Here is a 25,483-nt window from a genome sequence, read left to right on the forward strand (position 1 = left end):
ATTTACCGTTACAGATAATAAAACAGACCACAAACCGATTGTGGTCTTTTTTTGTGTGCTGACTCTAGTGTTGTGCTTATTTATGAACTCGGTGGTGGCAACTCTTTTTTGTATTGCACTTAATACACTTGCTGGCATTATTGTTTGGCGAAAAATCGTGGCTGCTCAACCACAGCAAGGCATTATACTCTTAGAGTCGAATCAATTTCGTTTTGAAGGATCAGGCAGGCAAATTCAAGGGCTCATTAGTAACCAAAGCCGGTTACTCGGTCAGAGTGTGTGGCTGTATATTAATGGCTTTAGTAAAAACTATTGGCTGATTATCTCAGCCAATAGTGTTGATGAGCAAAGCTATGCGCGCTTGAAACGGGCAACGCTTGAAGCAATTAATTACGTAGAGGAGTCAAAATAGTGGGCGTTGGGTTCTCATTTTGCTCTGGATAATCAATAGTAAAGTGTAGTCCACGACTTTCTTTACGTTCCATAGCGCTTCTAATTATAAGCTCGGCAACTTGTACCAAATTACGTAACTCAAGTAAGTTATTACTCACTCTAAAGTTTGCGTAATAATCGTGTATTTCCTGTTGTAGCAGTTCAACACGATGCAGCGCACGTTCAAGGCGTTTGGTTGAGCGTACAATCCCCACATAATCCCACATAAATAATCGTAGCTCATGCCAGTTATGGGTGATCACGATTTCTTCATCTGAGTTAGATACGCGGCTTTCATCCCAACTAGGTAAATCTACCAGCGCGGGTGCGGTCTCTATTTTACTTAAAATGTCTTTTGCTGCTGCATGGGCAAATACAATGCACTCTAATAATGAGTTACTTGCCATGCGGTTAGCGCCATGCAGGCCGGTATAAGCCACTTCACCCACAGCGTATAAATTTGCTAAATCCGTTTTGCCGTTAAAGTCGGTCATTACGCCACCACAGGTGTAATGTGCCGCAGGAACGACAGGGATTGCTTCTTTGGTAATATCAAGCCCTACGCTCAAGCACTTAGCGTAAATAGTAGGGAAGTGTTCAATAATAAAATCTTTGTCTTTATGGCTAATATCTAAATATACGCAATTTGCGCCAAGGCGTTTCATTTCAAAATCGATAGCGCGCGCGACTATGTCGCGCGGGGCGAGTTCTTCTCGTTCATCAAACTCTTTCATAAAGCGAGTGCCATCAGGGCGTTTTAAATAGGCCCCTTCACCACGCATTGCTTCAGTAATTAAAAAGTTTTGTAATTCTGGGTGGTAGAGACTGGTTGGATGAAATTGATTAAATTCCATGTTAGCAACGCGACACCCTGCACGCCAAGCCATTGCTATACCATCACCGCTAGAAACATCAGGGTTAGAGGTGTAAAGGTACACTTTACTTGCGCCACCGGTTGCTAAGGCAACAAATTTTGCGCCAATGGTTTCTACTTTTTTGGCTTTTTTATTCCACACATGCATACCGTGAACATGTGACCCCGTTTTACCGATATTTTTATCAGTAATTAAATCAATCGCATTATAATGCTCTAACAAGGTGATATTACTGTGCGCTTGAACTTGGCTAATCAGCGTTGTTTGCACTGCTTTGCCAGTGGCATCGGCGGCATGCAAAATGCGTCGATGGCTATGACCCCCTTCACGGGTTAAATGAAAGCGCTCTTTACCTTTACTATCAAATTCCATATCAAAAGGCACGCCTTGGTCAATCAACCATTGTAGGCAGTCATGCGCATTACTGGCAGTGTAATGAACAGCTTCTCTGTCACATAAACCGCCACCTGCATCTAAGGTATCTTCAACGTGAGATTCTATACTGTCATTTTTTTTATCAAAAACAGCGGCAATTCCGCCTTGGGCATAAAGAGTAGAACCTTCGGTTAATTCACCTTTACTGATCACGGTAACGTTACAGTAATTAGCCAAAGATAAAGCAAGTGATAAGCCTGCTGCGCCGCTACCAATAATAGCGACATCGGTAATGTGATGTTTATTTTGGTTCATCTGTGAGGTACTTTGCGGTTACAATGCTCAGATAGAGCAATATTTATTTTTAATACTTATAGTTGTACCATATTTGTTGAACTACTACTAAGTGGTTTTAGCGTATAAACGCGTAATTTGTAGCTATTTTATAAAAAAACAATATGAGTCAGAACTTTTTATTCATCTAAGGGTCAGAGTAGGTGTGAACAATGGCGACACTATGAATAATAAGCAAGAATCAATCAGAGGAGTACCGGCTCGAATGAGCGAGCAGGAATTAGATTTAGCGTTAGTGAAAAGGGTCCAGCAGGGAGATAAAAACGCCTTTAACCTATTAGTTAAGAAGTATCAGAACAAAATAGCCGGTTTGATCTCTCGTTATGTATCAAATCAAGGTGACATTGCTGATGTAGCACAAGAAGCGTTTATTAAAGCGTATCGTGCCCTTCCAAACTTTCGTGGCGATAGTGCTTTTTATACTTGGCTTTACCGTATCGCCGTTAATTGTGCTAAAAATTATTTAGTGGCTCAAGGGCGTAAACCGCCAGCAAATGATATAGATGCTGACGATGCCGAGTTTTATGAAGGTGCAGATTCAATGCGTTCTAACGCGTCACCTGAAAATTTACTATTAAGCGAAGAAGTCCGCGCTGTTATTTTTAATACGATTGATAGTTTGCCTGAAGATCTTAAAACCGCGATTACTCTTAGAGAAATTGAGGGTATGAGCTATGAAGAAATAGCCGTGGTTATGGATTGCCCAGTCGGGACGGTACGTTCGCGTATTTTTCGTGCCCGTGAAGCAATTGATAATAAATTAAACCCATTAATAGGCGAGTCTTAGTATGACAAAAGCACACGTTAACCGCTTAGATAACGAATCGTTATCAGCATTACTTGACGGTGAACAAACATTAAATGATGCAACTATTGCATCGGATGATGTTGCTACGTTTGGCCGTTACGCGTTAATCGGTGATGCAATGCGAGCTAAAGAAAATAACAATAATATGGATTTTGATATTAGTGATCGCATTTCGTTAGCACTTGAGAGTGAGCCCGTTTATGCAGACTTTAGCCAGTCTGATAAGTTGGCAACCCCTTCAAATACCGAAACAGAAAATAAAGTAGTGGCGTTTAATTGGCGTAAACCAGTTGCTCAATTAGCGATTGCAGCGAGCGTAGCAATGTTTACTATTGTTGGTGTGAACACCTTACCGCAAGGTGAAGATGCTGTGCAAAACGAAATTCCATTATTGCAAACCACGCCGTTAACCGGCATGGCGTCGCCAGTAAGCTACTCATCGGCACCTGCACTTGATAACGCAGAGCAAGGTTTGCGAGAGCTTCAGCAGCAACGCATTGGCGCATTAGTACTTGAACATCAGCGTCAAGCGCGTGTAGCTCATTCGTTAAAAACAGCTAAAACAGATGAAACATCCCCAGAGGAAAAAAACTAATTAGATGAAAGTAATTACTTTTATTATGTCATTGGTGCTGAGTTTTAATACTTTTGCCAATGACACAAACCCTGCTAAAGATTTACTGCTTGAAATGGCCAGTGCAGTTCACACTCGTAATTTCGACGCCTCTTTTGTTGTTGTTAAGGGTAAAAGTATGGAGCCCTACCGTTGGGTGCATGCTAAACAAGGTGATATAGAGCTTGAACATTTAAGTTTGCTTAATGGTGCAGGCCTTGAAATGATCCGCATTGACGATCAAGTTACCTACTTTGAGCCACAATCAGAACCTTACTCGTTAACAACTGACTCGATTGCAGGCCCCATCCCAGAAGTCTTATTTAAAGATATTAACCGCTTAAGTGCACATTATGACTTTGTGCTTGGTGGTAAAGGCCGTATTGCGGGGCGTCCTGCTCAGCTGGTTCGAATTGAATCTAAAAACGATGACAAATATAACTATTGGATTTGGATTGATACTGAGTCGTCTTTATTGTTGAAAGCCGCCTATGTGAATCACCAAGGCGAAGCGCTTGAGCAATTACAACTTACCCACATTAGCGTAACTGAGCAACCGGCAAGCTTATTATTAGAAGTACTTAATCGTAATTTTCCAACACCATTACCCGCTAATTCAATTGATGAACAAAGCAAAGCGAATGCTATGAATTGGACTATTGGATGGCTACCTGAAGGGTTTGAATTACTTAAGTCCGATAGACATAAGCTCGACTTAAACAATGAATTAACAGATTACTATTTATTCTCTGATGGATTTGTTGAGGTATCAGTATTTGTGCAACGGCCACTACCAGGTAAGCGCTTAAGCGGAGCTCTCACCTCAGGAGCAACCACTATTTATGTGCACAACGGCGGAAATTTTGATGTGTCTGTGGTGGGAAACATTCCAACCATGAGCGCTAAAGCGATTGCTGAGTCTGTTTCACGGGCATTATAGATGATAGAACAAACGTTAACCGTCGTGGCCCTTAGTGGCCACGTTGCGCATTTAGAAGCTCAACAAAAGCAGGCCTGCGAAGGCTGTAATGGTCGTTGTGGCTCTCAAGTGTTTAGTAAGTTATTTGGTACAGCAAAGAAAACCTTACCCTATAAATTCGAAACGCAACTAGAAGTTGGACAAAAAGTGACTATGTCACTGGATGACAGCCACGTTGTAAAACATGCCTTTGCCGTTTACATGCTGCCCTTATTTTTGAGTTTAATCTTTGCCTTAATAACCAGTGAATTAATACTATTGGCTGAAGGTTGGCAAATTTTAGCAGCGATATTGGGTGGCATCACCGGCTTCTTAATTGCTAAAATATGGGTAAAATCACTTAGGCATGAGATTAAAGTGATAAAAATTCATCCAATTAGTCTTCCTTTAACTCAAATAGATGGTGATTGACGCCAATTAAATGTAAAATTGCGTTTTTATGCCACAGTAACTTGAAAATGCACAGCAAGTATTTTCAAGTTATTTAGGCATGCGACCTTAGTCCTTTAAAATAGAAGTTTAGAATCCAGTTTATGAAGCATATCCGTAATTTTTCGATCATCGCCCACATTGACCATGGTAAATCGACCCTTTCTGACCGTTTGATCCAAGTTTGTGGTGGTTTAACCGACCGTGAAATGCAGAAGCAGGTTCTGGATTCAATGGATATTGAACGTGAGCGTGGCATTACCATCAAGGCGCAAAGTGTAACGTTAAACTACAAAGCAAACGATGGTGAAACCTATCAGCTCAACTTTATCGACACTCCAGGTCACGTTGACTTTACTTATGAAGTATCACGTTCATTAGCCGCGTGTGAAGGTGCATTATTGGTTGTTGATGCTGGCCAAGGTGTTGAAGCACAAACATTGGCTAACTGTTATACCGCCATCGAAATGGACTTAGAAGTTATACCGGTTCTAAATAAAATTGATTTACCGCAAGCTGACCCATTACGTGTAGCCGAAGAAATTGAAGACATCATTGGTATTGATGCCCTTGATGCCGTGCAATGTAGTGCTAAAACAGGTGTGGGTATTGCCGAAGTACTTGAAATGATTGTTAAAGATGTACCGCCACCAGTTGGAGATAAAGACGAGCCATTACAAGCGCTAATTATCGATTCTTGGTTTGACCCGTACCAAGGCGTTGTATCGCTAGTGCGTATTAAGCATGGTGAACTTCGCGCGGGCGACAAAATTAAAATTATGTCGAATGAGCATATTCATACTGCAGATCATGTGGGTATTTTCACACCTAAACAAACTAATACCGGTATTTTACGTACAGGTGAAGTAGGGTTTGTTATTGCCGGTATTAAAGAAATACACGGTGCACCGGTGGGCGATACTATTACTCATCAAAAAAATGCGGCACCTGAGCGCTTACCTGGTTTTCAAAAAATTAAACCACAAGTCTACGCGGGCATGTTCCCAATTGCGTCAGATGATTACGAGTCGTTCCGCGATGCACTTAACAAACTAAGCTTAAACGATGCGTCGTTATTCTTTGAACCAGAAAATTCAACCGCATTAGGGTTTGGTTTCCGTTGTGGCTTCTTAGGTATGCTGCACATGGAAATTATTCAAGAGCGTTTAGAGCGTGAATACAACATTGACTTAATAACCACAGCACCAACGGTTATTTATGAGGTAGTGACTAAAGAGGGCACTACACAAATTGATAATCCATCTGACTTACCAGCCGTAAACGATATTTTAGAAATACGTGAGCCAGTAGTAGAGGCTAACATTTTAGTACCGCAAGAGTACTTAGGTAGCGTAATCACTTTATGTGTTGATAAGCGCGGTATGCAAACTAAAATGAGCTACCATGGTAAGCAAGTTGCAGTAACGTATGAACTGCCAATGGCCGAAGTGGTAATGGACTTCTTTGATAAGCTAAAATCAACCAGTCGTGGTTTTGCGTCGCTTGATTATAACTTTAAGCACTTCCAAACCTCAGACATGGTACGTGTAGATATACTCATTAATGGCGAGCGTGTTGATGCCCTTGCTATTATTGTACACCGTGAAAGCGCGCAGTCTCGTGGTCGTCAGCTTGCTGATGCGTTAAAAGAGCTTATACCACGTCAAATGTTTGATATTGCGATTCAAGCAGCAATTGGTCAGCATGTAATCGCGCGTACAACCGTGAAGCAACTTCGTAAAAACGTAATCGCTAAGTGTTACGGCGGTGATGTAAGTCGTAAGAAAAAATTACTTCAAAAACAAAAAGATGGTAAAAAGCGAATGAAGCAACTTGGTAACGTTGAAGTGCCTCAAGAAGCGTTCTTAGCCATCTTAAAAGTTGGTAAATAAAAAATAAAGGGATAATAAATGGCTGGCTACTTTTCAGTTTTATTGGTGTTATTAACCTTAGGCTCAGGCTTAATATGGTTAATAGATCACTTAATGTTTGCCCCTAAAAGGCAAGAGCGTTTGGCAATTGCACAAACTTCTGCCGGTGGCCAACTTGACGAAGAAACAGCAGCATTGATTGCGCCTGAGCCAGTCATTACTGAAACAGCAAAGTCGATTTTTCCGATGATTGCTGCTATCACTATTTTTAGATCGTTTATTTTTGAGCCGTTTCAGATCCCATCGGGTTCAATGATGCCAACCTTATTAGTAGGCGATTTTATTTTAGTGCAAAAGTATTCTTATGGAATTAAAGACCCTGTATGGCGCAGCCAGTTAGTGGATGTGAGCGAACCAGAGCGTGGCGATATTGTTGTTTTTAAATACCCATTAGATGAGAGAGTTGATTATATTAAACGCGCTATAGGCTTACCTGGCGATAAAATTGTTTATCGCGACAAGCGTTTATATATTCAACCAAAATGTGAAGAGGGTGACGTTAAAAAAGGCGCGCTTCTTTGCAACGAATTCAATAAAATTGATTTTAAATTAATTAATGATGATGAATTTATGCAAGGCCCAATGGCTTTAGCGCGTTTAAATGAAGATTTAACGACCTCTAGCCATGATATTTTAATCAACCCAAAATCGCCTGAACGTAAAGGGCGTTACTACCAGCAATTGGGCACTCCTGCAGATGAATGGGTGGTGCCTGCTGATCATTACTTTATGATGGGTGACAATCGCGATAACAGCCAAGATAGTCGCTTTTGGGGCTTTGTACCAAAAGAAAACTTGGTGGGTAAAGCTGTCTTTATATGGATGAGTTTTGAATTTGATAATGGCCCAGATGACATTTTACCAGGATGGGTTCCAACTGGTGTTCGTTTTGAACGCCTAGGTAATATTCAGTAACAATGAAAAAAAATGTAACAGAGTTATACAAAAGAATTGGCTACACATTTGCTGATCAAGGCCTACTTGAGCAAGCAATGACGCACCGCAGCCACAAAGGTCAACACAACGAGCGACTCGAATTTTTGGGCGACTCGATTTTGAGTTTTGTAATTGCCAATGCCTTGTACGCTAAATTTCCTAAAGCACGTGAAGGCGATTTAAGCCGCATGCGTTCGACTTTAGTTCGCGGCCAGACGTTAGCTGAATTTGGCCTTGAGTTTGAGCTAGGTGATTACCTGCGTTTAGGCCCTGGCGAGCTAAAAAGTGGCGGGTTTAGACGCGAGTCGACCCTAGCAGATGCAGTGGAAGCTATAATTGGCGCTGTATTTTTAGATTCAGACATTGATCGTTGCGGCGAGCTTATTTTAGCGTGGTATGAATCACGTTTAGATGCTATTTCACCAGGGCTTAACCAAAAAGATCCTAAGACCCTGCTGCAAGAGTATTTGCAAGCTCGTAAGCTATCATTACCTGGTTATACTGTAGTAGACACTAAAGGTCAGGCACACAATCAAACATTCACGGTTGAATGTATCGTTGATGGAATGGATAGCATTATTTCTGTTGGCAGCTCAAGGCGTAAAGCCGAACAAAAAGCGGCCGAAAAAGCATTGAAGATACTTAAAAATGAATCTTGATACCTTAATACAGCCTCATGAAGGCGAAATAGACACATTTTGTGGCATGGTTGCGATTGTTGGCCGTCCTAATGTGGGTAAATCAACCTTGCTTAATGAAATTATTGAGCAAAAAGTTAGTATTACTTCACGTAAGCCACAAACCACGCGCCATCGTATTATGGGTATTCATACTGAGGGTAAACACCAAGCGGTTTATGTAGATACCCCAGGTCTGCATGTTGAAGAAAAGCGCGCTATTAACCGTTTAATGAACCGCGCAGCGTCGAGCTCAATTGGCGATGTTGAACTGATTATTTTTGTTGTTGAAGGCACCCATTGGAATGCCGATGACGAGATGGTACTAAACAAAGTGAGCCAAAGCGGCAAGCCGGTATTGTTAGTTATTAACAAAATTGACCAAGTGAAAGATCGCGATCTTGTACTGCCACACATGAAATTTTTAGGCGATAAGTTTGACTTTATAGGCATTATGCCTGTATCTGCGACTCAGGGTAAAAACATTGACCTGATCAAAGAAGAAGTGACTAAACGTTTACCGCCGTGCGAATTTTATTTTCCGGATGACTACGTTACTGACCGCTCAATGCGCTTTATGGCTGCTGAAGTGATCCGTGAAAAGCTTATGCGCTTTATGGGTGAGGAACTACCTTACTCAGTGACTGTGGAAATAGAGCAGTTTAAATGGCAAGAAAACGGTGTTTGGCATATCAATGGCCTTATTTTAGTTGAGCGTGAAACGCAAAAGCGCATGGTTATCGGTAACAAAGGCGAAAAGCTAAAAGTGATCGGCCGTGAAGCGCGTAAAGACCTAGAAGAAATGCTTGAAAATAAAGTATTTTTAGAACTATGGGTTAAAGTAAAATCGGGCTGGGCTGACGATGAACGTGCCTTAAGAAGCTTAGGCTATGGTGAAGATTAATAAGTATCGAATAGCCTAATATGGACAGCGACTTTTACAAAGCCTATTTATTACATCGACGTCCCTATAGTGACTCGCAAGTAATGTTAGATATGCTGGTAGAAGGCGTTGGCCAGCTTAGAATGCTCGCACGAGTTAGTGGCCGCCAGGCCACTAAACATAAAGCCCAATTGCAACCATTTCAATCCTTACTCGTCCATTACAATGGCAAATACGATTTAAAATATATTAATAAATTTGAGCTCTACGGCAACCCGTTATTTCTAACTGGTGATAAGCTTTATTGTGGCTTTTATTTAAATGAGCTAACTAATCGCATTGTGCCGATTAATGAGCCCATTGATCAAGTTTTTCAACTTTATAAAACACACCTAGAAAACCTTAATAGCGGTACTGACATGCAAGCAGTATTGCGCTCTTATGAATTTCAATTGTTAGAGTTACTAGGATATGGAGTTGATTTTAGTTTTGATGCGGACGGTGAGCCAATTGACGATACACAAACGTATAGCTACTTTGCAGAAGTAGGGTTTTCGGTGCAACATGACACGCGTTCTGGATTTACCGGTTCACAACTTAATGCCATAGCAAATCATGACTTTAGCCAAGCGAATGTGTTATATATGGCAAAGCAATTAAGTCGTTATTTATTAAAGCCATTATTGGGCAATAAGCCATTAAAAAGTCGTGAGTTATTTATTAGCTCTCAATAAACAAATTTCACAGGTACAAACATGAAAGATATTCTTCTAGGCGTGAATGTAGATCATATTGCAACGCTTCGCCAAGCTCGAGGTACTTCTTACCCAGATCCAGCCCATGCAGCCAGTGTTGCAGAGCATGCCGGTGCTGATGGCATTACGATTCATTTACGCGAAGACCGCAGACACATTCAAGACCGCGATGTGTATGTGATGGCTAAAACCATTCAAACACGTATGAACCTTGAAACCGCAGTAACCGATGAAATGATTGCGATTGCACTTGAGGTTAAACCTGAATATGTTTGCTTAGTACCTGAAAAACGTGAAGAGCTTACTACCGAAGGCGGCTTAGATGTAGCGGGTAATATTGATAAAATCGCCGCAGCGACTAAAACTTTAACGCAAGCCGGTATTAAAGTGTCACTGTTTATAGATGCCGATAAAGCGCAGTTAGACGCTGCAAAAGCGTGTGGTGCACCTTATGTTGAAATTCACACTGGGGCTTACGCAGATGCCACTAACGATGAAGACACCGCCAAAGAGCTCGAGCACATTCGCCAAGGCGTTAAGTATGCAGCGAGTATTGGTTTAATTGTTAATGCTGGCCATGGTCTGCATTATCACAATGTAAAACCAATTGCAGCGATGCCAGAGATTTACGAGCTTAATATTGGCCACGCTATTATTGCCCGCGCAGCCATTGACGGTTTAGATAAAGCAGTGCGTGACATGAAACGCTTAATGCTTGAAGCTCGCGCTTAGAATCATAAATAACAATAGGCAAGACGAGCTATAGCTCGTCTTTTTTATTGTTGTTATCAATGTTGGCATCAACAAGTAAGTTTTCCAGTTCGTCTTGAAGTTCAAACAGTTCGGGCTCTATATTATCAAGTACGCACTCATTTTTAAGTGATGTTTCGATCGTTTCAGCCAATGTTTTTAATTTTGGTACACCAGTATAGCAACACGCTCCATGAAATTTGTGGATCACGCTGAGTACTTGAGGGCAATCATTGCTGACTATTGCTTGATTTAATAAGTTTAGGGTTTCGGGCACGCTTAATAACAACATGTTAAGCATTTCATTGGCTAATTCAGGCTTACCGCCTGCACGTTGCAGCGCCAACGTCCAATCAAGCCGAGTGCTATCAAAAGGGGCTGTGCTATGTTCAAATGTGCTTTTTGACTTATCACGGCTTACAGGTAACTGCGGGCTATGATCGCAAATAATTTGATTGAGCATATCTTCGTCAATTGGCTTGGTTAAATAGCCTTCAAAGCCATCTTTTAATAATTGTTCTTTTTCACTATTAAGTGCATGCGCCGTTACGGCAATAATAGGTGTATCTTCATTTAAAGATGACTCTTTAATGAGTTTACAGGCTGTAATGCCATCCATTATCGGCATTTGAATATCCATAAAAATCACATCATATTTATGACTTTTACTTAAGCTGTAAGCTTGTGAACCATTATGAGCAGTATCAATCAATTCCACCTGTTCGTTGAGTAGGGTGTAAATTAATTTTAAATTAGCGTCGTTATCATCTACCACTAATACTTTTAATGGCAGTAGAGTTTGTTCATGCTGGTCTATGTTATGCGCCGGGTGATCAAGTCGGTATGGTGCGGCTAATAACTCACATAATTTACGATGGTTGAGCGGTTTACTTAAACAGGCATCTGCACCGCTGCCTATAAAAGCTTCACGCATATTGTGTGATACAGTATTAAGCATTAAATATAAATAATCGGTTGATTCTCTAACCGCTTTTACATAGCTTTTTAAGCGCTGCATATCGTCAACCGATGCCATGTGACCAATAAGGCATATATCAAAATTAATCTCTGATTTCTCGATACACTCTAAAAATTCACTTTCGCTATGACATCGAGTGACGCTAATTTTCCACTCTTGTAATAATGAAACAACGGCATGATGGGTATGCTTATGTGGCTCTAGATAAAGAACACGTTTACCAATTAATGACTGGGTAGGCAAATCGTTGATAAATACATGATTTGGTAATCTAAATACGCCATTAAAAGTAAAGCATGTGCCACTACCTGGAGCTGAATTTAAGGTAATACGGCCATTCATTGCTTCAACAATATGTTTAGTAATAATAAGCCCTAAGCCAGTGCCACCAAATTTACGGGTGATACTGGAGTCGGCTTGGCCAAAGGCGGTAAATAACGCGTCTTGTTTATCGGCAGGAATACCCACCCCGGTGTCAGCCACCGACACTAAAATGGAAGTGCGCTCCTCATCCAACAAACGATGGCTAATATCGACTTTAATGGCGCCTTTTTCAGTAAATTTTATAGCGTTACTTAACAAGTTAATAAGCACTTGTTTAAATCTAGTGGGGTCGCCGGTTAAGTGATCGGGCACCTGAGGGTTTATATAAATAGAGAGCTCAAGTTGTTTATCGTGAGCACTAGGTGCCAGTAATGTCATCACTTCGTTTACGCTATCGCGTAATTGAAATTGAATCGATTCAAGCTCCATAGCACCCGCTTCTAATTTGGAGAAGTCTAATATATCGCTAATAATGGTCAGTAAGCTGTTTGCTGAAAGCTCAATGGTATCAAGGTAATCTTTTTGGTTTTTATTTAGCGGTGTTTTATAAAGCTGGCGAGTAAAGCCAATAACCCCATTAAGTGGTGTGCGCAATTCATGACTCATTTTTGCTAAAAAGTCAGACTTAACGCGGTTAGCATCTTGGGCTTCTTTTTTAGCCATAGTGAGCTGTATATTTTGTGTTTCGTATTGTTCAAGCGTTTCGCGGTAATCACTAGTTGCTTGATCAATATTTTTTTGCATTTCGTCTTTTTGCATCACCATAGAGTGGGATATGGTATTGAGTCCTTCACGCAATAGTTCAAACTCACCATTCATGGGCTCAGTTAACCCTGTTTGTCTTTTCCCTTCAATTAACCTGTCGGTAGCAAGTACTAACTTATTTAGCGGTGTCATAAACATACGGCTAAGTTTTAGTGCTAAAATAGCTGCTAATACTAAGGCAAGAATAATAATAATACCGCTGACTAATAATGCGCGTTGCTGACCAATAACAGCTTTGTCGCGATTAAGTTGGATCACTACGGTACCTAATGTGGTCTGAAACTCAGAGGTATTCCAATCGCTATTAGGTGTTGTGTGATTAATAATAGGGGTAAAAAAAGTTACTAACTCTTCAGTTTGCTGAACATGTGTGGCTTTAAAACTGTCTATTTGTGTTTGCTCAATTAAGGTATCGAACGAGCGATGATAGTTACTAGTTATAATAAGTTGGTTGTTATCATTAAAAATAGCAATTGATTTAATCGCCGGTGAGTGTTTGTTATGTGTATAACGAATCACGCGATTAAGTAGTTTTTTATTTTTTTCCAGTAAAGGTTGTTCAAGAGCAATCGCTAAAGGCTCAGAAATTGTTGTGCCTTGTTGATATAAAATTTCATCAAGCTCAATGTAACGATTTATTGTAAAATAACCACCTAGTAATAGCCCAATGATCACTGTGGGGATCAGGGTGAGTGTTAAAACAGAATCGCGCAAGCCTAGTTTGGTCATAATCTGAGCATTATTATCATTTTTATTAAATGTGAGTATATACATACTCATAGCTATTCTCAAAGTAGAGACGTAATTCATCAACCTTTAAGGTAATGCCTCATGGCACAAATATTTAAAGCAAAGAAAAAACCACTACAACAGCAATCGCTAGAACTCGATATTACAGCAATGGATCACCATGGCCGTGGTATTGCTAAGTACAATAATAAAGTGTGTTTTGTTAGTGGAGCATTACCTGGTGAGCGAGTAAAAGCCAAGTTGGTTGATGATAAAGCACGTTACAGCCAAGCTGATACGCTTAAAATAATTAAAGCTAGTGAATATCGCACAGCGCCTATTTGTGAACATTACAGTCAGTGTGGTGGTTGCCAGCTACAGCATTTAGATACCACACAACAGGTAATTGAAAAGCAAGCTGCGGTGAATCAATTATTTGCCAAGTTTGCAAAATTAACCGAATTAAACTGGCAAGCCCCGCTGCAAAGCCAAGCAACTCATTATCGACGCAGTGCTCGAATTGCTGTTATGTTCGACAAGGCTACAAAAAAAATGCGGGTAGGCTACAGAGCACGTGGCTCTAAAAGCATTGTTAGCATTAATCAGTGCCCAGTTTTAAGTGATGTATTTGCCGATGTATTTAATGTATTTGATAAAGTCATTAATCAAAACAAGACGCTACACAGTATTAGTCATTTACAATTATGTGCCGCTGATGAACAATCTTTTATTGTTATCCGCCATACCAAAGCGATTTCACCTCATGATAAGGCGTTTGTTGAGCAAAGTGTGGCAGCTCATAATTGGCAGTTAGTGTGGCAAAGTGACAGTGATACTATTGATCATTCACATTTAGCTATGCCATTTTATAAACTTGAACAGTTAAATATAACGTTTGAGTTTGGGCTCAGTAACTTTATTCAGGTTAACGCGAGTGTAAATCAAGCGATGCTGATCCAAGCTGCAAACTGGTTAGCACTTCAAGGCGATGAAAATGTTCTGGATTTATTTTGTGGTATTGGTAACTTCTCTTTAGTGTTAGCCAAACAAGCTAAAACAGTAACAGGAATTGAGGGCGTAACTTCGGCGGTTGCATTAGCAACGCAAAATGCGCACACTAACTCTATTACTAATACCCAGTTTCATTGTTTTGATTTAACCACGAGTATTAAAAAAGCGCCGTGGTTTAATAAAGAATTAGATGTTTTAGTACTCGACCCCTCACGCACTGGTGCGATGGCAGTTTTAGAACAGCTTCCATTAACGCAGTTTAAAGCGATTTTATACGTTTCTTGCGACCCTGTTACTTTAGCCCGTGACAGCGCTATTATTTCGCAAGCCGGCTTTGAGCTGAACAAGATAGGGCTAATGAATATGTTTCCTCACACGGGGCATATCGAAACTATGGCGTTATTTCAACGGAGGTAAAGCGCATTATGGTAGCGACACGTCAATCTCATCAACATGATAAAGCGGGTGACTTTTTTTCACGCGTAGAATCTCTTGATTTGTCTCAAGAAAAAATCAGCTTACTCAACAAAGCGCAGCAGCTTTGCCAAACGTGCGATAACAGCGAGCGACAAAATACCGCTATAGAAATGGTGGAGATTTTAGTTGAGTTAAATTTAGATGCTGACTCTTTAGCCACAGCCTATTTAACCCCTTATTATTTAAATGATGTAGTGAGCATTGATGCGGTAGAAGAGCATTTAGGCAATCATGTTGCAGTGCTGCTTACAGGTGTGTCACAAATGGCTACCATAAGTACCTTAGCTCATCAAGGCAATGGCACTGTGCAAGTCGATAATATTCGCCGGATGCTGCTTGCTATGGTGGAAGATGTGCGCGCTGTGGTGATTAAATTAGCCGAACAGGTTTGCCATTTACGCAATGTCAAAGATGCCGCAGAAGAAGAGCGAGTAGTTGCCGCCAAAGAGACCGCTGATATATTTGCACCGCTTGCCAATCGTCTTGGTATTGGTCAATTAAAATGGGAGCTTGAGGATTTAGCTTTTCGTTATTTGCATCCCGATATTTATAAAAACATTGCCAAGCAGCTCGATGATAAGCGCCTTGCCCGTGAAGCGTATATGGTTGATATGGTTGAACAGGTCAAACAACGCCTCCATGAAGCGGGTATTAAAGCTGAGGTGTACGGCAGGCCAAAACATATCTACAGCATTTATAAAAAAATGGCGAAAAAGAACTACGAGTTTGATCAGCTATTTGATATACGCGCCATGCGAATTGTGGTTGAACGATTACAAGATTGCTACGGCGCCCTAGGTATAGTGCACACTAATTGGCGTCATTTAAATAAAGAGTTTGACGATTACGTTGCGACCCCAAAACAAAATGGCTATCAATCTATTCATACGGTTGTGTTTGGTCCTGAGGGTAAAACCGTTGAAATTCAAATACGAACACACGACATGCATCAAGATGCAGAGCTGGGTGTCGCCGCGCATTGGATGTACAAAGAAGGCGCATTGCCAGGGCGTGGTTCAGGCTATGAGCAAAAAATTAGCTGGTTGCGTAAATTACTGCAATGGCAAGAAGAAGTGGTTGATGGCAGCGATTTAGCACAAGAGCTTAAAAACCAAGTGGTTGAAGATCGTGTGTATGTGTTTACCCCTCGAGGCGATATTTTTGACTTACCACTGGGGGCAACGCCTCTTGATTTTGCTTACTACATTCACTCCAATGTAGGGCATCGATGTATTGGCGCAAAAATATTTGGCAAAATAGTGCCATTTACTCATCAGTTAAGCACTGGTGACCAAGTTGAAATACTAACCCAAAAGCAGCCAAACCCAAGCCGTGATTGGTTAAACCCGTCGCTGGGATATATTAAATCGTCTCGCGCTAGAGCCAAAATCCACCATTGGTTTAAACAGCTCGACCGCGATAAAAATTTAAGTGCGGGTAAAGAAATCCTTGATAACGAATTACAAAAATTAGAGCTAACTTATAAAGATTTAGATCCTGCTATAAAGCGTTTTAATTTTAGAGAACTTGATGACTTAATGGTCGCCATTGGCGCAGGCGATATTCGTCTTAACCAAATGCTTAACTTTATTACCGACAGAACAGAGCATGAGCCGGTAATTCGTTTCAAATCGCCTAGTAAAGTGACTGGTGACAAAAACGGTATTGTGGTGGATGGGGTCGGTAGTTTAATGAGCCATGTTGCTCGTTGTTGTCGCCCAGTACCTGGGGATGAAATTATTGGGTATATTACTCAAGGGCGCGGTATTGCGGTGCACCGAGAGGATTGTGATTCGTTTAGTAATTTAAAAAACAAGCACCCCGAGCGTGTTATTTCAGTGAGTTGGTCAGACGATATTAGTAGCTCTTACGCCTTAACTATTCGTATTGAAGCCAGTGATCGTTCTGGCTTAATTCGTGACATCAGTTCTGCACTTGCCAATGAAAAAGTTAATGTGCTCAATATGAACGTAAACACGGTTGATAGCACTCAAACTGCTATTTTTGTGATGCAAATTGAAGTGCATGACTTACAAGGCACAAACAAAGTGCTGTCTAAGCTACATCAGATCGAAGGGGTACACAGTGCAAAACGAGGGCAGTAATCAGGCTAACAATGAGGCTTTAAGCCAACTGCTGGAAATAATGCAAACACTGAGAAACCCTGAGGGCGGATGCCCTTGGGATCTCAAGCAAACGTTTGCGTCAATCGTACCTCACACTCTTGAAGAAGCCTATGAAGTGGCTGATTGTATTGAGCGCGACGATTTAAATGAACTTAAAGGTGAACTAGGTGATCTGTTATTTCAAATCGTGTTTTATGCGCAACTAGCGCAAGAGCAGCAATTATTTGATTTTAATGATGTAGTGGCTCAATTAAATGAGAAGCTAGTGCGCCGTCATCCGCATGTATTTACAGCGCAAGACACCCCCACAACTGATGCCGAATTAGCCGCGCAATGGCAAGCAATAAAAGCACAAGAGCGTGCTACTAGACCCCAAGATGAAAGCTCAACACTTTGGCAAGATATACCAAACAGTTTACCTAGCTTAACAAAAGCCAAAAAAATTCAGCAACGTGTAGCCGCTTTAGGCTTTGACTGGCCCACTTATCATGGCGCTATAGATAAGGTGAGTGAGGAAGTTGAGGAAGTCAAAGAAGCCTTAGAACATGACCCTTACTCAGACCATACAGCAGAAGAACTAGGTGATTTGTTGTTCGCGACCGTGAATGTAGCGCGCCATGTTAAACGGGATCCAGAGCAATTGCTTCGCAGTGCCAACGATAAGTTTTCTGCACGATTTGAAAAGGTACAAAACTACTTAATTACACAGGGTAAATGTATTGAGTCAGCGTCTTTAGAGGAAATGGATGCGGCATGGGATGCAATAAAAAAATTAAATAAATAGGGACATAAAAAATGTCTGTTTTTTGTGCACAGATTTGCTATTTATAGCTGGATTGCTTAGCTATGTTTTGGTACAATTTCGCCCCGTCTTGTTTATATTCCAAAATCACTTGTTTGGGTATTATATTCCTTTTAATTCCTGATATTCTAGGGTTCGCATGAGTACAAAATTTATCTTCGTTACTGGCGGAGTTGTTTCTTCGTTGGGTAAAGGTATTGCAGCAGCATCATTGGCCGCTATTTTAGAAGCCCGTGGCTTAGATGTTACCATTCTAAAGCTGGATCCTTACATCAACGTTGACCCAGGCACAATGAGCCCAATTCAACACGGTGAAGTATACGTTACCGAAGACGGCGCAGAAACGGACCTTGATTTAGGTCACTACGAACGTTTTATTCGCACCAAAATGACCAGCCGTAATAACTTTACGCAGGGGCGCGTATATGAAGATGTACTACGTCGTGAAAGACGTGGTGAATATCTTGGCGCAACTATTCAGGTTATTCCTCATATTACCAATGACATTAAGCAACGTGTTTATGATGGCGCAGAAGGCCATGATATAGCAATCGTTGAAATTGGTGGTACGGTAGGCGATATTGAATCACAACCATTTATCGAAGCAATTCGTCAAATGGGTACAGAAATTGGTCGTGAACGCGCACTTTTCATTCACTTAACCTTAGTGCCATTCTTAGGCCCTGCCGGTGAAGTGAAAACAAAACCAACTCAGCACTCAGTTAAAGAGTTACGCTCGGTAGGTATTCAACCAGATATTCTTATTTGTCGCTCAGACCGTAAGCTGCCAAATAACGAGCGTGCAAAAATTGCATTGTTCACAAACGTTGAAGAAAAAGCAGTTATTTCACTGCCTGATGTAGACAGTATTTATAAAATCCCTGCGTTATTAAAATCGCAAGAGTTAGATAACTTTGTATGTCGTCGTTTTCATTTAGACGCGCCTGAAGCCGATTTAGCTGAGTGGGAACAAGTATTGTATCAAGAGTCTAACCCAACGGGTGAAGTGACAATTGGTATGGTAGGTAAATACATTGAATTACCAGATGCATACAAATCAGTAAACGAAGCATTAAAGCATGCGGGACTGAAGAATCGTTTAACTATTAATATCCAATACGTTGATTCACAAGACTTAGAAACCAAAGGAACGGATGTTCTTTCTCGCTTAGATGCTATTTTAGTGCCAGGTGGTTTTGGTGGTCGTGGTGTTGAAGGTAAGATTTTAGCGGCTAAATATGCTCGTGAAAACAAAGTGCCTTACTTAGGTATTTGTTTAGGTATGCAGGTTGCACTTATTGAATACGCACGAAATGTTGCCGGCTTAGTTGATGCAAACTCAACTGAATTTAACGCAAACTCAGACTCGCCAGTGGTTGGTTTAATCACTGAGTGGTTAGATGCTGAAGGTAATGTTGAATTACGTGACGAAAAATCTGATTTAGGTGGCACTATGCGTTTAGGCGCACAAAAATGTCATTTAACACCAGGCTCTAAAGTACATGATGTGTATGGTAGCGACGAAATTGTTGAACGCCATCGTCACCGTTATGAAGTTAACAACAACTTTGTAGCACAACTTGAGCAAGCTGGTTTAAGCTTTACAGGTTTATCTGAAGATAAAAAACTAGTAGAGATTATTGAGAATAAAGATCACCCTTGGTTTATTGCAGCGCAATTCCACCCGGAATTCACTTCAACACCACGTGATGGTCACCCGCTATTTGAAGGGTTTGTAGCTGCGGCTCATACCTATCAAAAAGCGTCTTCGTAATATAAAAAGGCTGTGCATGATGCGCGGCCTTTTTTGTTTCTAAGGCTAGCCAAACTCAGGTTAGCCGCACTCACCATTTTGGGAATATAGAGGAATCAAGATGTCAGAAATCGTAAAAGTAATCGGTCGTGAAATTATGGACTCGCGTGGTAACCCAACTGTTGAAGCTGAGGTATATTTAGCTGATGGTTCATGGGGCCGTGCTGCTGCACCTTCAGGTGCATCTACAGGAACTCGCGAAGCATTAGAATTACGTGATGGTGATAAAGCGCGTTACTTAGGTAAAGGCGTATTAAAAGCGGTTGGCTTCATTAATAATGAAATTGCAGAAGCGCTAAAAGGTCAAAACGCACTTGCTCAAAGTGATGTAGACCAAGTAATGCTTGATTTAGATGGTACTGAAAACAAAGAAAAACTAGGTGCTAATGCTATTTTAGCGGTTTCACTTGCTAACGCAAAAGCGGCTGCACAATCTAAAAAAGTAGAGCTTTACGAGCACATTGCTGACTTAAATGGCACGCCAGGTGTTTACTCTATGCCACTACCAATGATGAACATCATCAACGGCGGTGAGCACGCTGATAACTCAGTAGATATTCAAGAATTTATGGTTCAGCCAGTAGGTGCTACTAACTTCCGTGAAGCATTGCGTATGGGTGCTGAAGTATTTCATAGCCTAGCTAAGGTACTTAAAGCAGATGGACATTCAACAGCTGTAGGTGACGAAGGTGGTTTTGCACCAAACCTTGCATCAAACGAAGCTGCACTTGCAGCTATTAAAGTGGCTGTTGCAAATGCCGGTTATGAGCTTGGTAAAGATATTACCCTTGCACTTGATTGTGCGGCCTCTGAGTTTTATAACAAAGAAGCAAATATCTATGACCTTAAAGGTGAAGGTAAGCAATTTACATCTGAAGAGTTTAACCACTTCTTAAAAGATTTAACTGAGCAATACCCAATTGTATCAATTGAAGATGGTTTAGATGAGTCTGATTGGGATGGCTTTGCACACCAAACCAAACTAATGGGCGATAAAGTTCAATTAGTGGGTGATGATTTATTCGTAACCAATACTAAGATTTTAAAACGCGGTATTGATAACGGTATTGCCAATTCAATCTTAATTAAATTTAACCAAATTGGTTCATTAACAGAGACGTTAGCTGCAATCAAAATGGCAAAAGATGCAGGTTTTACAGTGGTTATTTCTCACCGCTCTGGTGAAACTGAAGATGCAACTATTGCTGATTTAGCGGTAGGTACTGCTGCAGGTCAAATTAAAACGGGTTCATTAAGCCGTTCAGATCGTGTTGCTAAGTACAACCAATTGCTACGTATTGAAGAGCAATTAGGCGCTAAAGCACCGTACAATGGTTTAAAAGAAGTTAAAGGTCAGTAATATTTATTTTTAACTCCGGTTAAGGTAAATGTTCAACTTTGATTTATAAATCCCCGCCTATGCGGGGATTTTTTGTAAAAAATAGCAAAAAAGAGGCAAAAGGAACGGGCTACTGGCGTTAAGTTTGCAGGTCTGCAAGCAGTGCGAATGTTTGGGTTAAAAAAAAGGAAAGTAGACATTAGGCGGCAGGCATTAGTAAGCAACTAGCCGAGCTCAACGCTAATTACTTTTCATCAATTAAAGCTGAAATTGCTTTTTTAAAATATCACCCGTAAAACTGGTTTTTAAGTAAAAGCCACGTGGCAGAGTTTTTATAATTTGTCCGTTTGGACCTATTGCATCGGTAACAATATGGCTATTGGCTGCTTTTGGTCGTATTTGCATTACATCCCCTAAATGACCTGAAATTTCATCAACTCTACCAAGAGCTATAAGCTCCATTTGTTCTTCCCAGTCTCGCTGCAATTGTGCATCTTGCGCGGGGGAAGGTTGCCACAAAAAGCCACTGCCTATGGTTCTATCAAAAGGAGCGATATCGCGCTCACTTAAAATAGGTAACCATAAAACATGATTCAACTTTTTACGTACGCTACTTGTGTGCCACGTCATGCCAGTTACATTCATTAGCGGGGTGACCGACACAAAGGTGGTTTCTAGCGGTTTACCTTTATATGAAATAGGCAATGTTTTAAGCTCTATGCCTAAATCTTCAAAGTCGGGGAGCGGTTTTGAACCAGCGGTTGCGCCTAATACATACTCAATCAGTTGACCTGTCCAGCCTTTTTCACGCAATAAATCATCTGGCGTTTTAAAGTGGTACTGCTGTGCTAGTTGTCCAAGTGTGAGCCCTGCAATATTATTGACACGTTGCATTAGTTGATTAATTGAATGAGGTTTTAAAGGTTGCATATTGTTAATTTAGTTGAATAAATACCAACGCCATGATAGCAAATTAGCTTGATAGTGGATATCTTTAGCGGTTGGTTGATTTTTATACGTGCCGTGGTTGGTGCAATTTTATGCACTGCTTTAAAACGCTAAAATTAACTAAGTAACTGAACTACATTGTTTTTTTTGTTTTTGGTGTTCAGTTTTAATTAAGGTCTATAATTGTTGTAAGGATAAATACAGATGTATAAACATGTTTATCCACAGATTCTGTGGAGAACATCACTTTTTTGATCTTGTATTGTGGATTTGTTTGGTAAATGAGCGTGTTTTACAAAAGTTATGCACAAGCTGTGAGTAACCAGCACAAACAGTGTGGTTTTTATGTATTTACGTATGGCAGTGTAGTTTGTTATTCACATGCAATGGATTTCGCCATTAATTTGCTTTAAGTGAAGGTGTTAACGAGGCTTGCACGTAATAGTATTTGCCGTATTGCAGCTAATGTGGAACAATCATAAAAAATCGACTTACAAATGAGGCACTAAGGTGATTGATGCCGAAGGTTTTCGTGCCAATGTCGGAATTGTAATTTGCAATAATCAGGGGCAAGTGTTTTGGGCCAGACGCTATGGTCAACATTCTTGGCAATTTCCCCAAGGTGGTGTTGATGATGGTGAAACACCAGAACAAACTATGTACCGTGAATTACACGAAGAAGTAGGTTTGCGACCAGAAGATGTAGAAATAGTTGCAAGCTCAAAACATTGGTTACGCTATAAATTACCCAAACGATTAATCCGCCGAGATTCAAGTCCGGTGTGTATTGGGCAAAAACAAAAATGGTTTTTACTAAAACTGCGCTGTAAAGATGAAGATGTTAACTTACTGAAAACCCATCATCCGGAATTTGATGATTGGCGATGGGTAAGTTATTGGTATCCGGTTAGACAGGTTGTGTCGTTTAAACGGGACGTTTATCGACGTGTTATGAAAGAGTTTGCTCCCTTTGCTATGCCCTTTAATAAGCGAGAGCAACAAAAAGATCACTGGCGAAATAAAAGGTAGTTTTACATAAAAAGGAGCAGTGTATGCTGGCAACACTCAGAGCGATAGCTGAGTCTGTTTCGCAACAAGCGAATTTAGACGACGCGTTAGTGTGCTTTGTGAAAATGGTAAAAGATGCCATGAATACCCAGTGCTGCTCCATTTATTTTGCAGATTACAGCCAAGATAATTTTGTACTGATGGCTACCGAAGGGTTAAACCCTAATGCGGTGGGCAAATTTAGAATTGGCTTTACCGAGGGTTTAGTTGGGCTTGTTGCTCAGCGTGAAGAAGCAATTAACATTGCCTTTGCCAAGTCGCATCCTCGTTTTAAACTCTCCCCAGAAGTTAACGAAGAAGGCTATAACGCCTTTTTGTCTGTGCCTGTTGTTCATCAAAAAAAAGTGTTAGGTGTTATTGTTGTTCAACAGAAAATGGCGCGGGTATTTTCTCAAGATGAGGAGTCTTTTTTAATTACGCTTTCTGCGCAGTTAGCTTCGCAATTAGCCCACGCTGAAATAAAAGAAGTATTACGCCAAGATGAGTCTTCCCATCAAACATCGGTATTAAAAGGGGTTTCTAGCGCGCCTGGTATAAGTATCGGTAAAGCTTTTGTTGTTATTCCTAAGCTTAATTTTAAGTCTATAGAACTTACTAAAAATAACGATGTCATTGAACAGCGCCGTTTATTCACCCAAGCAGTTGCTGCTACGCGCAAAGAATTTAGCACCTTATCGATGACGTTAAGTGACAGCATACCGCAAGAGGCGCTGGCTGTATTTGATGTATATCAGCAATTACTAGATGCTAAAAGTTTAGGTCATAATGTAGAGACACAATTACAAGAAGGGTGGTGTGCAAAAAGTGCATTAAAAATTGTGATTGAACGTTTAGTTGCACAGTTCAACGAAATGCAAGACCCTTACATTAAAGAGCGTGCGGTTGATGTTAAAGACATTGGCTTACGAGTGCTGCATCACTTAGTGAATACCGAACACGCAATAAAAGACTACCCTGAAAACACCATTTTAATAGCGCACACACTAACGCCAGCTATGTTAGCAGAGGTGCCCAATGAGCGTTTAGCGGGGGTTGTGAGTATTAATGGTTCAGCCAATAGCCATGCCTCTATTTTAACCCGTGCTATGGGCGTGCCTGCGATTTGGGGTATTGAAGATTTACCGCTATTGCAGTTTGATAGTAAAGAAATGATTTTAGATGCTTTTGCTGGGCGTTTATATATTTCGCCTTCGCAAATGCTCATTGATGAATATACCGAATTACAACATCAAGATAACTTACTCAATAATCGGTTTTTAGAAGAACAAGCACTGCCTGCAATCACGTTAGACGGTGAGCATATTAGTTTATTACTCAATGCAGGGCTAGAGCTTAATACTCAGCAAAATAGTGCCCATATTTGTGATGGTGTTGGCCTTTACAGAACCGAAGCATGGTTTATGCAAAAGGGGCAGTTTCCATCGCAACAAGAACAAGAAAAGTGGTACCGAGAAGTACTAAGTAGCTATTACCCTAACCCCGTTGTTATGCGAACGTTAGATATAGGTGGCGACAAAGTTTTAGATTATTTTAACATTACCGAAGAAAACCCGTTTTTAGGATGGCGAGGTATTAGAATTAGCTTAGATCATCCTGAGCTTTTTTTAGATCAACTCAAAGCGATGCTAAAAGCGAATATTGGCTTAGGTAATTTAAAAATAATGCTGCCGATGATCAGTGGCACCGATGAGGTTGAAGAGTCACTGGCATTGTTTAACCAAGCTTATTATGAGTTAAGTGAAGCATTTCCTGAGCAACTAATAGAAAGGCCCGATATTGGTATTATGCTTGAGGTACCTTCAAGTGTATTTATGCTGCCAGAGTGGTCTAGAAAAGTCGATTTTTGTTCAGTGGGTAGTAACGACTTAACTCAGTATTTATTAGCCGTAGACAGAGCAAATGCACGCGTAGCCGATTTATTTAACCCCTACCATCCAGCCGTGTTGCGTGTATTAAATAATATTGCCAGCGAGTGTGAGCACTATGAATTGCCCTTTAGTTTATGTGGGGAGCTTGGTGGCGACCCCGAGGGCGCAATATTACTGATTGCTATGGGTTATAGACGTTTAAGCATGAACTTATCGTCACTAAACAAAGTGAAGTGGGTGCTAAGGCGCTTAAATGTAAGCGACATGGAACAATTACTGAGCGAATGTTTGGCACAGCCCAACGCTAAACAAGTACTGCGGTTAACTCGTAGTTTTATGATAGATCATCAGCTAGGTAATTTATTTTATACACCTAAATGATAGAACTGTAATTGTTTATATAATCAATTAAAATATACTTATAATTAAATGTATTA

21 protein-coding genes are annotated in these 25,483 nt (G+C 40.7%); 18 read left to right on the forward strand and 3 right to left on the reverse strand.

What is annotated here, in order from left to right; all coding sequences use genetic code 11:
- Positions 1-55: 55 nt before the first annotated feature.
- Positions 56-412, forward strand: coding sequence for a hypothetical protein (locus CWB75_RS04750; RefSeq protein ID WP_138570056.1), 357 nt, complete (start codon positions 56-58; stop codon positions 410-412).
- Here CWB75_RS04750 and nadB read toward each other — a convergent pair.
- Positions 387-1,997 (reverse strand): L-aspartate oxidase, encoded by a 1,611-nt coding sequence (gene nadB / locus CWB75_RS04755; RefSeq protein WP_010387791.1) that lies wholly within the window; start codon positions 1,995-1,997, stop codon positions 387-389. The two genes, CWB75_RS04750 and nadB, sit on opposite strands and share 26 nt — an antisense overlap.
- A 244-nt stretch (positions 1,998-2,241) precedes the next feature.
- Between nadB and rpoE the strand changes: the two genes are divergently transcribed.
- The 10 genes from rpoE to pdxJ all read left to right on the forward strand — a co-directional run bounded on the left by rpoE (position 2,242) and on the right by pdxJ (position 10,779).
- Entirely contained in the window at positions 2,242-2,823 is a 582-nt protein-coding gene (rpoE, locus tag CWB75_RS04760; protein WP_010387792.1) for an RNA polymerase sigma factor RpoE, read from the forward strand.
- Between the two features lies 1 nt (position 2,824).
- Positions 2,825-3,439 (forward strand): sigma-E factor negative regulatory protein, encoded by a 615-nt coding sequence (locus CWB75_RS04765; protein ID WP_128583129.1) that lies wholly within the window; start codon positions 2,825-2,827, stop codon positions 3,437-3,439.
- A gap of 4 nt (positions 3,440-3,443) precedes the next feature.
- Entirely contained in the window at positions 3,444-4,397 is a 954-nt protein-coding gene (locus CWB75_RS04770; RefSeq protein ID WP_010387795.1) for a MucB/RseB C-terminal domain-containing protein, read from the forward strand.
- The gene (locus CWB75_RS04775; protein ID WP_138570023.1) at positions 4,398-4,847 is read left to right on the forward strand and encodes a SoxR reducing system RseC family protein; all 450 of its coding nucleotides are present in this window, start codon (positions 4,398-4,400) and stop codon (positions 4,845-4,847) included.
- Positions 4,848-4,969: 122 nt separating this feature from the next.
- Positions 4,970-6,757: a translation elongation factor 4 gene (lepA, locus tag CWB75_RS04780; protein WP_010387797.1), complete on the forward strand. Its 1,788-nt coding sequence runs from the start codon at positions 4,970-4,972 to the stop codon at positions 6,755-6,757.
- An 18-nt stretch (positions 6,758-6,775) separates the two neighbouring features.
- Positions 6,776-7,711, forward strand: coding sequence for a signal peptidase I (gene lepB / locus CWB75_RS04785; RefSeq protein ID WP_054201762.1), 936 nt, complete (start codon positions 6,776-6,778; stop codon positions 7,709-7,711).
- Positions 7,712-7,713: 2 nt separating this feature from the next.
- Positions 7,714-8,391 carry a ribonuclease III gene (rnc, locus tag CWB75_RS04790; protein ID WP_008466504.1) on the forward strand — a complete coding sequence of 226 codons (678 nt, stop codon included), beginning with the start codon at positions 7,714-7,716 and terminating at the stop codon, positions 8,389-8,391.
- The gene (era, locus tag CWB75_RS04795; RefSeq protein ID WP_010387801.1) at positions 8,381-9,313 is read left to right on the forward strand and encodes a GTPase Era; all 933 of its coding nucleotides are present in this window, start codon (positions 8,381-8,383) and stop codon (positions 9,311-9,313) included. Before rnc ends, era begins: the two co-directional genes overlap by 11 nt.
- Positions 9,314-9,333: 20 nt before the next feature.
- Entirely contained in the window at positions 9,334-10,026 is a 693-nt protein-coding gene (recO, locus tag CWB75_RS04800) for a DNA repair protein RecO (protein WP_138570024.1), read from the forward strand.
- Positions 10,027-10,047: 21 nt separating this feature from the next.
- Positions 10,048-10,779, forward strand: coding sequence for a pyridoxine 5'-phosphate synthase (gene pdxJ, locus CWB75_RS04805; protein WP_010387803.1), 732 nt, complete (start codon positions 10,048-10,050; stop codon positions 10,777-10,779).
- Positions 10,780-10,807: 28 nt separating this feature from the next.
- Here the strand turns inward: pdxJ and barA are convergent, their stop codons facing one another.
- The gene (barA, locus tag CWB75_RS04810; RefSeq protein ID WP_171039095.1) at positions 10,808-13,594 is read right to left on the reverse strand and encodes a two-component sensor histidine kinase BarA; all 2,787 of its coding nucleotides are present in this window, start codon (positions 13,592-13,594) and stop codon (positions 10,808-10,810) included.
- A gap of 102 nt (positions 13,595-13,696) precedes the next feature.
- Here barA and rlmD point away from each other — a divergent pair, with 102 nt between their 5' ends.
- From rlmD to eno, 5 genes are all read left to right on the forward strand, one after another.
- Positions 13,697-15,022, forward strand: coding sequence for a 23S rRNA (uracil(1939)-C(5))-methyltransferase RlmD (gene rlmD / locus CWB75_RS04815; RefSeq protein WP_138570025.1), 1,326 nt, complete (start codon positions 13,697-13,699; stop codon positions 15,020-15,022).
- A gap of 8 nt (positions 15,023-15,030) precedes the next feature.
- Positions 15,031-17,187, forward strand: a complete 2,157-nt coding sequence (gene relA, locus CWB75_RS04820; RefSeq protein WP_010387807.1) for a GTP diphosphokinase — start codon at positions 15,031-15,033, stop codon at positions 17,185-17,187.
- Positions 17,168-17,992, forward strand: a complete 825-nt coding sequence (mazG, locus tag CWB75_RS04825) for a nucleoside triphosphate pyrophosphohydrolase (protein WP_138570026.1) — start codon at positions 17,168-17,170, stop codon at positions 17,990-17,992. The genes relA and mazG overlap by 20 nt, the downstream gene beginning before the upstream one ends.
- 157 nt (positions 17,993-18,149) lie before the next feature.
- Complete coding sequence (gene pyrG / locus CWB75_RS04830; RefSeq protein WP_008111779.1) at positions 18,150-19,784, forward strand: CTP synthase; 1,635 nt, start codon at positions 18,150-18,152, stop codon at positions 19,782-19,784.
- 100 nt (positions 19,785-19,884) lie between these two features.
- Positions 19,885-21,183 (forward strand): phosphopyruvate hydratase, encoded by a 1,299-nt coding sequence (gene eno / locus CWB75_RS04835; RefSeq protein ID WP_008111781.1) that lies wholly within the window; start codon positions 19,885-19,887, stop codon positions 21,181-21,183.
- A 237-nt stretch (positions 21,184-21,420) separates the two neighbouring features.
- Here the strand turns inward: eno and mutH are convergent, their stop codons facing one another.
- Positions 21,421-22,092: a DNA mismatch repair endonuclease MutH gene (gene mutH / locus CWB75_RS04840; protein ID WP_055013225.1), complete on the reverse strand. Its 672-nt coding sequence runs from the start codon at positions 22,090-22,092 to the stop codon at positions 21,421-21,423.
- A gap of 528 nt (positions 22,093-22,620) precedes the next feature.
- Between mutH and rppH the strand changes: the two genes are divergently transcribed.
- Positions 22,621-23,139, forward strand: a complete 519-nt coding sequence (rppH, locus tag CWB75_RS04845) for an RNA pyrophosphohydrolase (protein WP_008111786.1) — start codon at positions 22,621-22,623, stop codon at positions 23,137-23,139.
- Between the two features lie 23 nt (positions 23,140-23,162).
- Entirely contained in the window at positions 23,163-25,427 is a 2,265-nt protein-coding gene (gene ptsP, locus CWB75_RS04850; RefSeq protein WP_138570027.1) for a phosphoenolpyruvate--protein phosphotransferase, read from the forward strand.
- The last annotated feature ends 56 nt before the right edge of the window (positions 25,428-25,483 follow it).

The organism is Pseudoalteromonas sp. S1608 (genome assembly GCF_005887265.1).
Classification (GTDB): Bacteria; Pseudomonadota; Gammaproteobacteria; order Enterobacterales; family Alteromonadaceae; genus Pseudoalteromonas; species Pseudoalteromonas undina.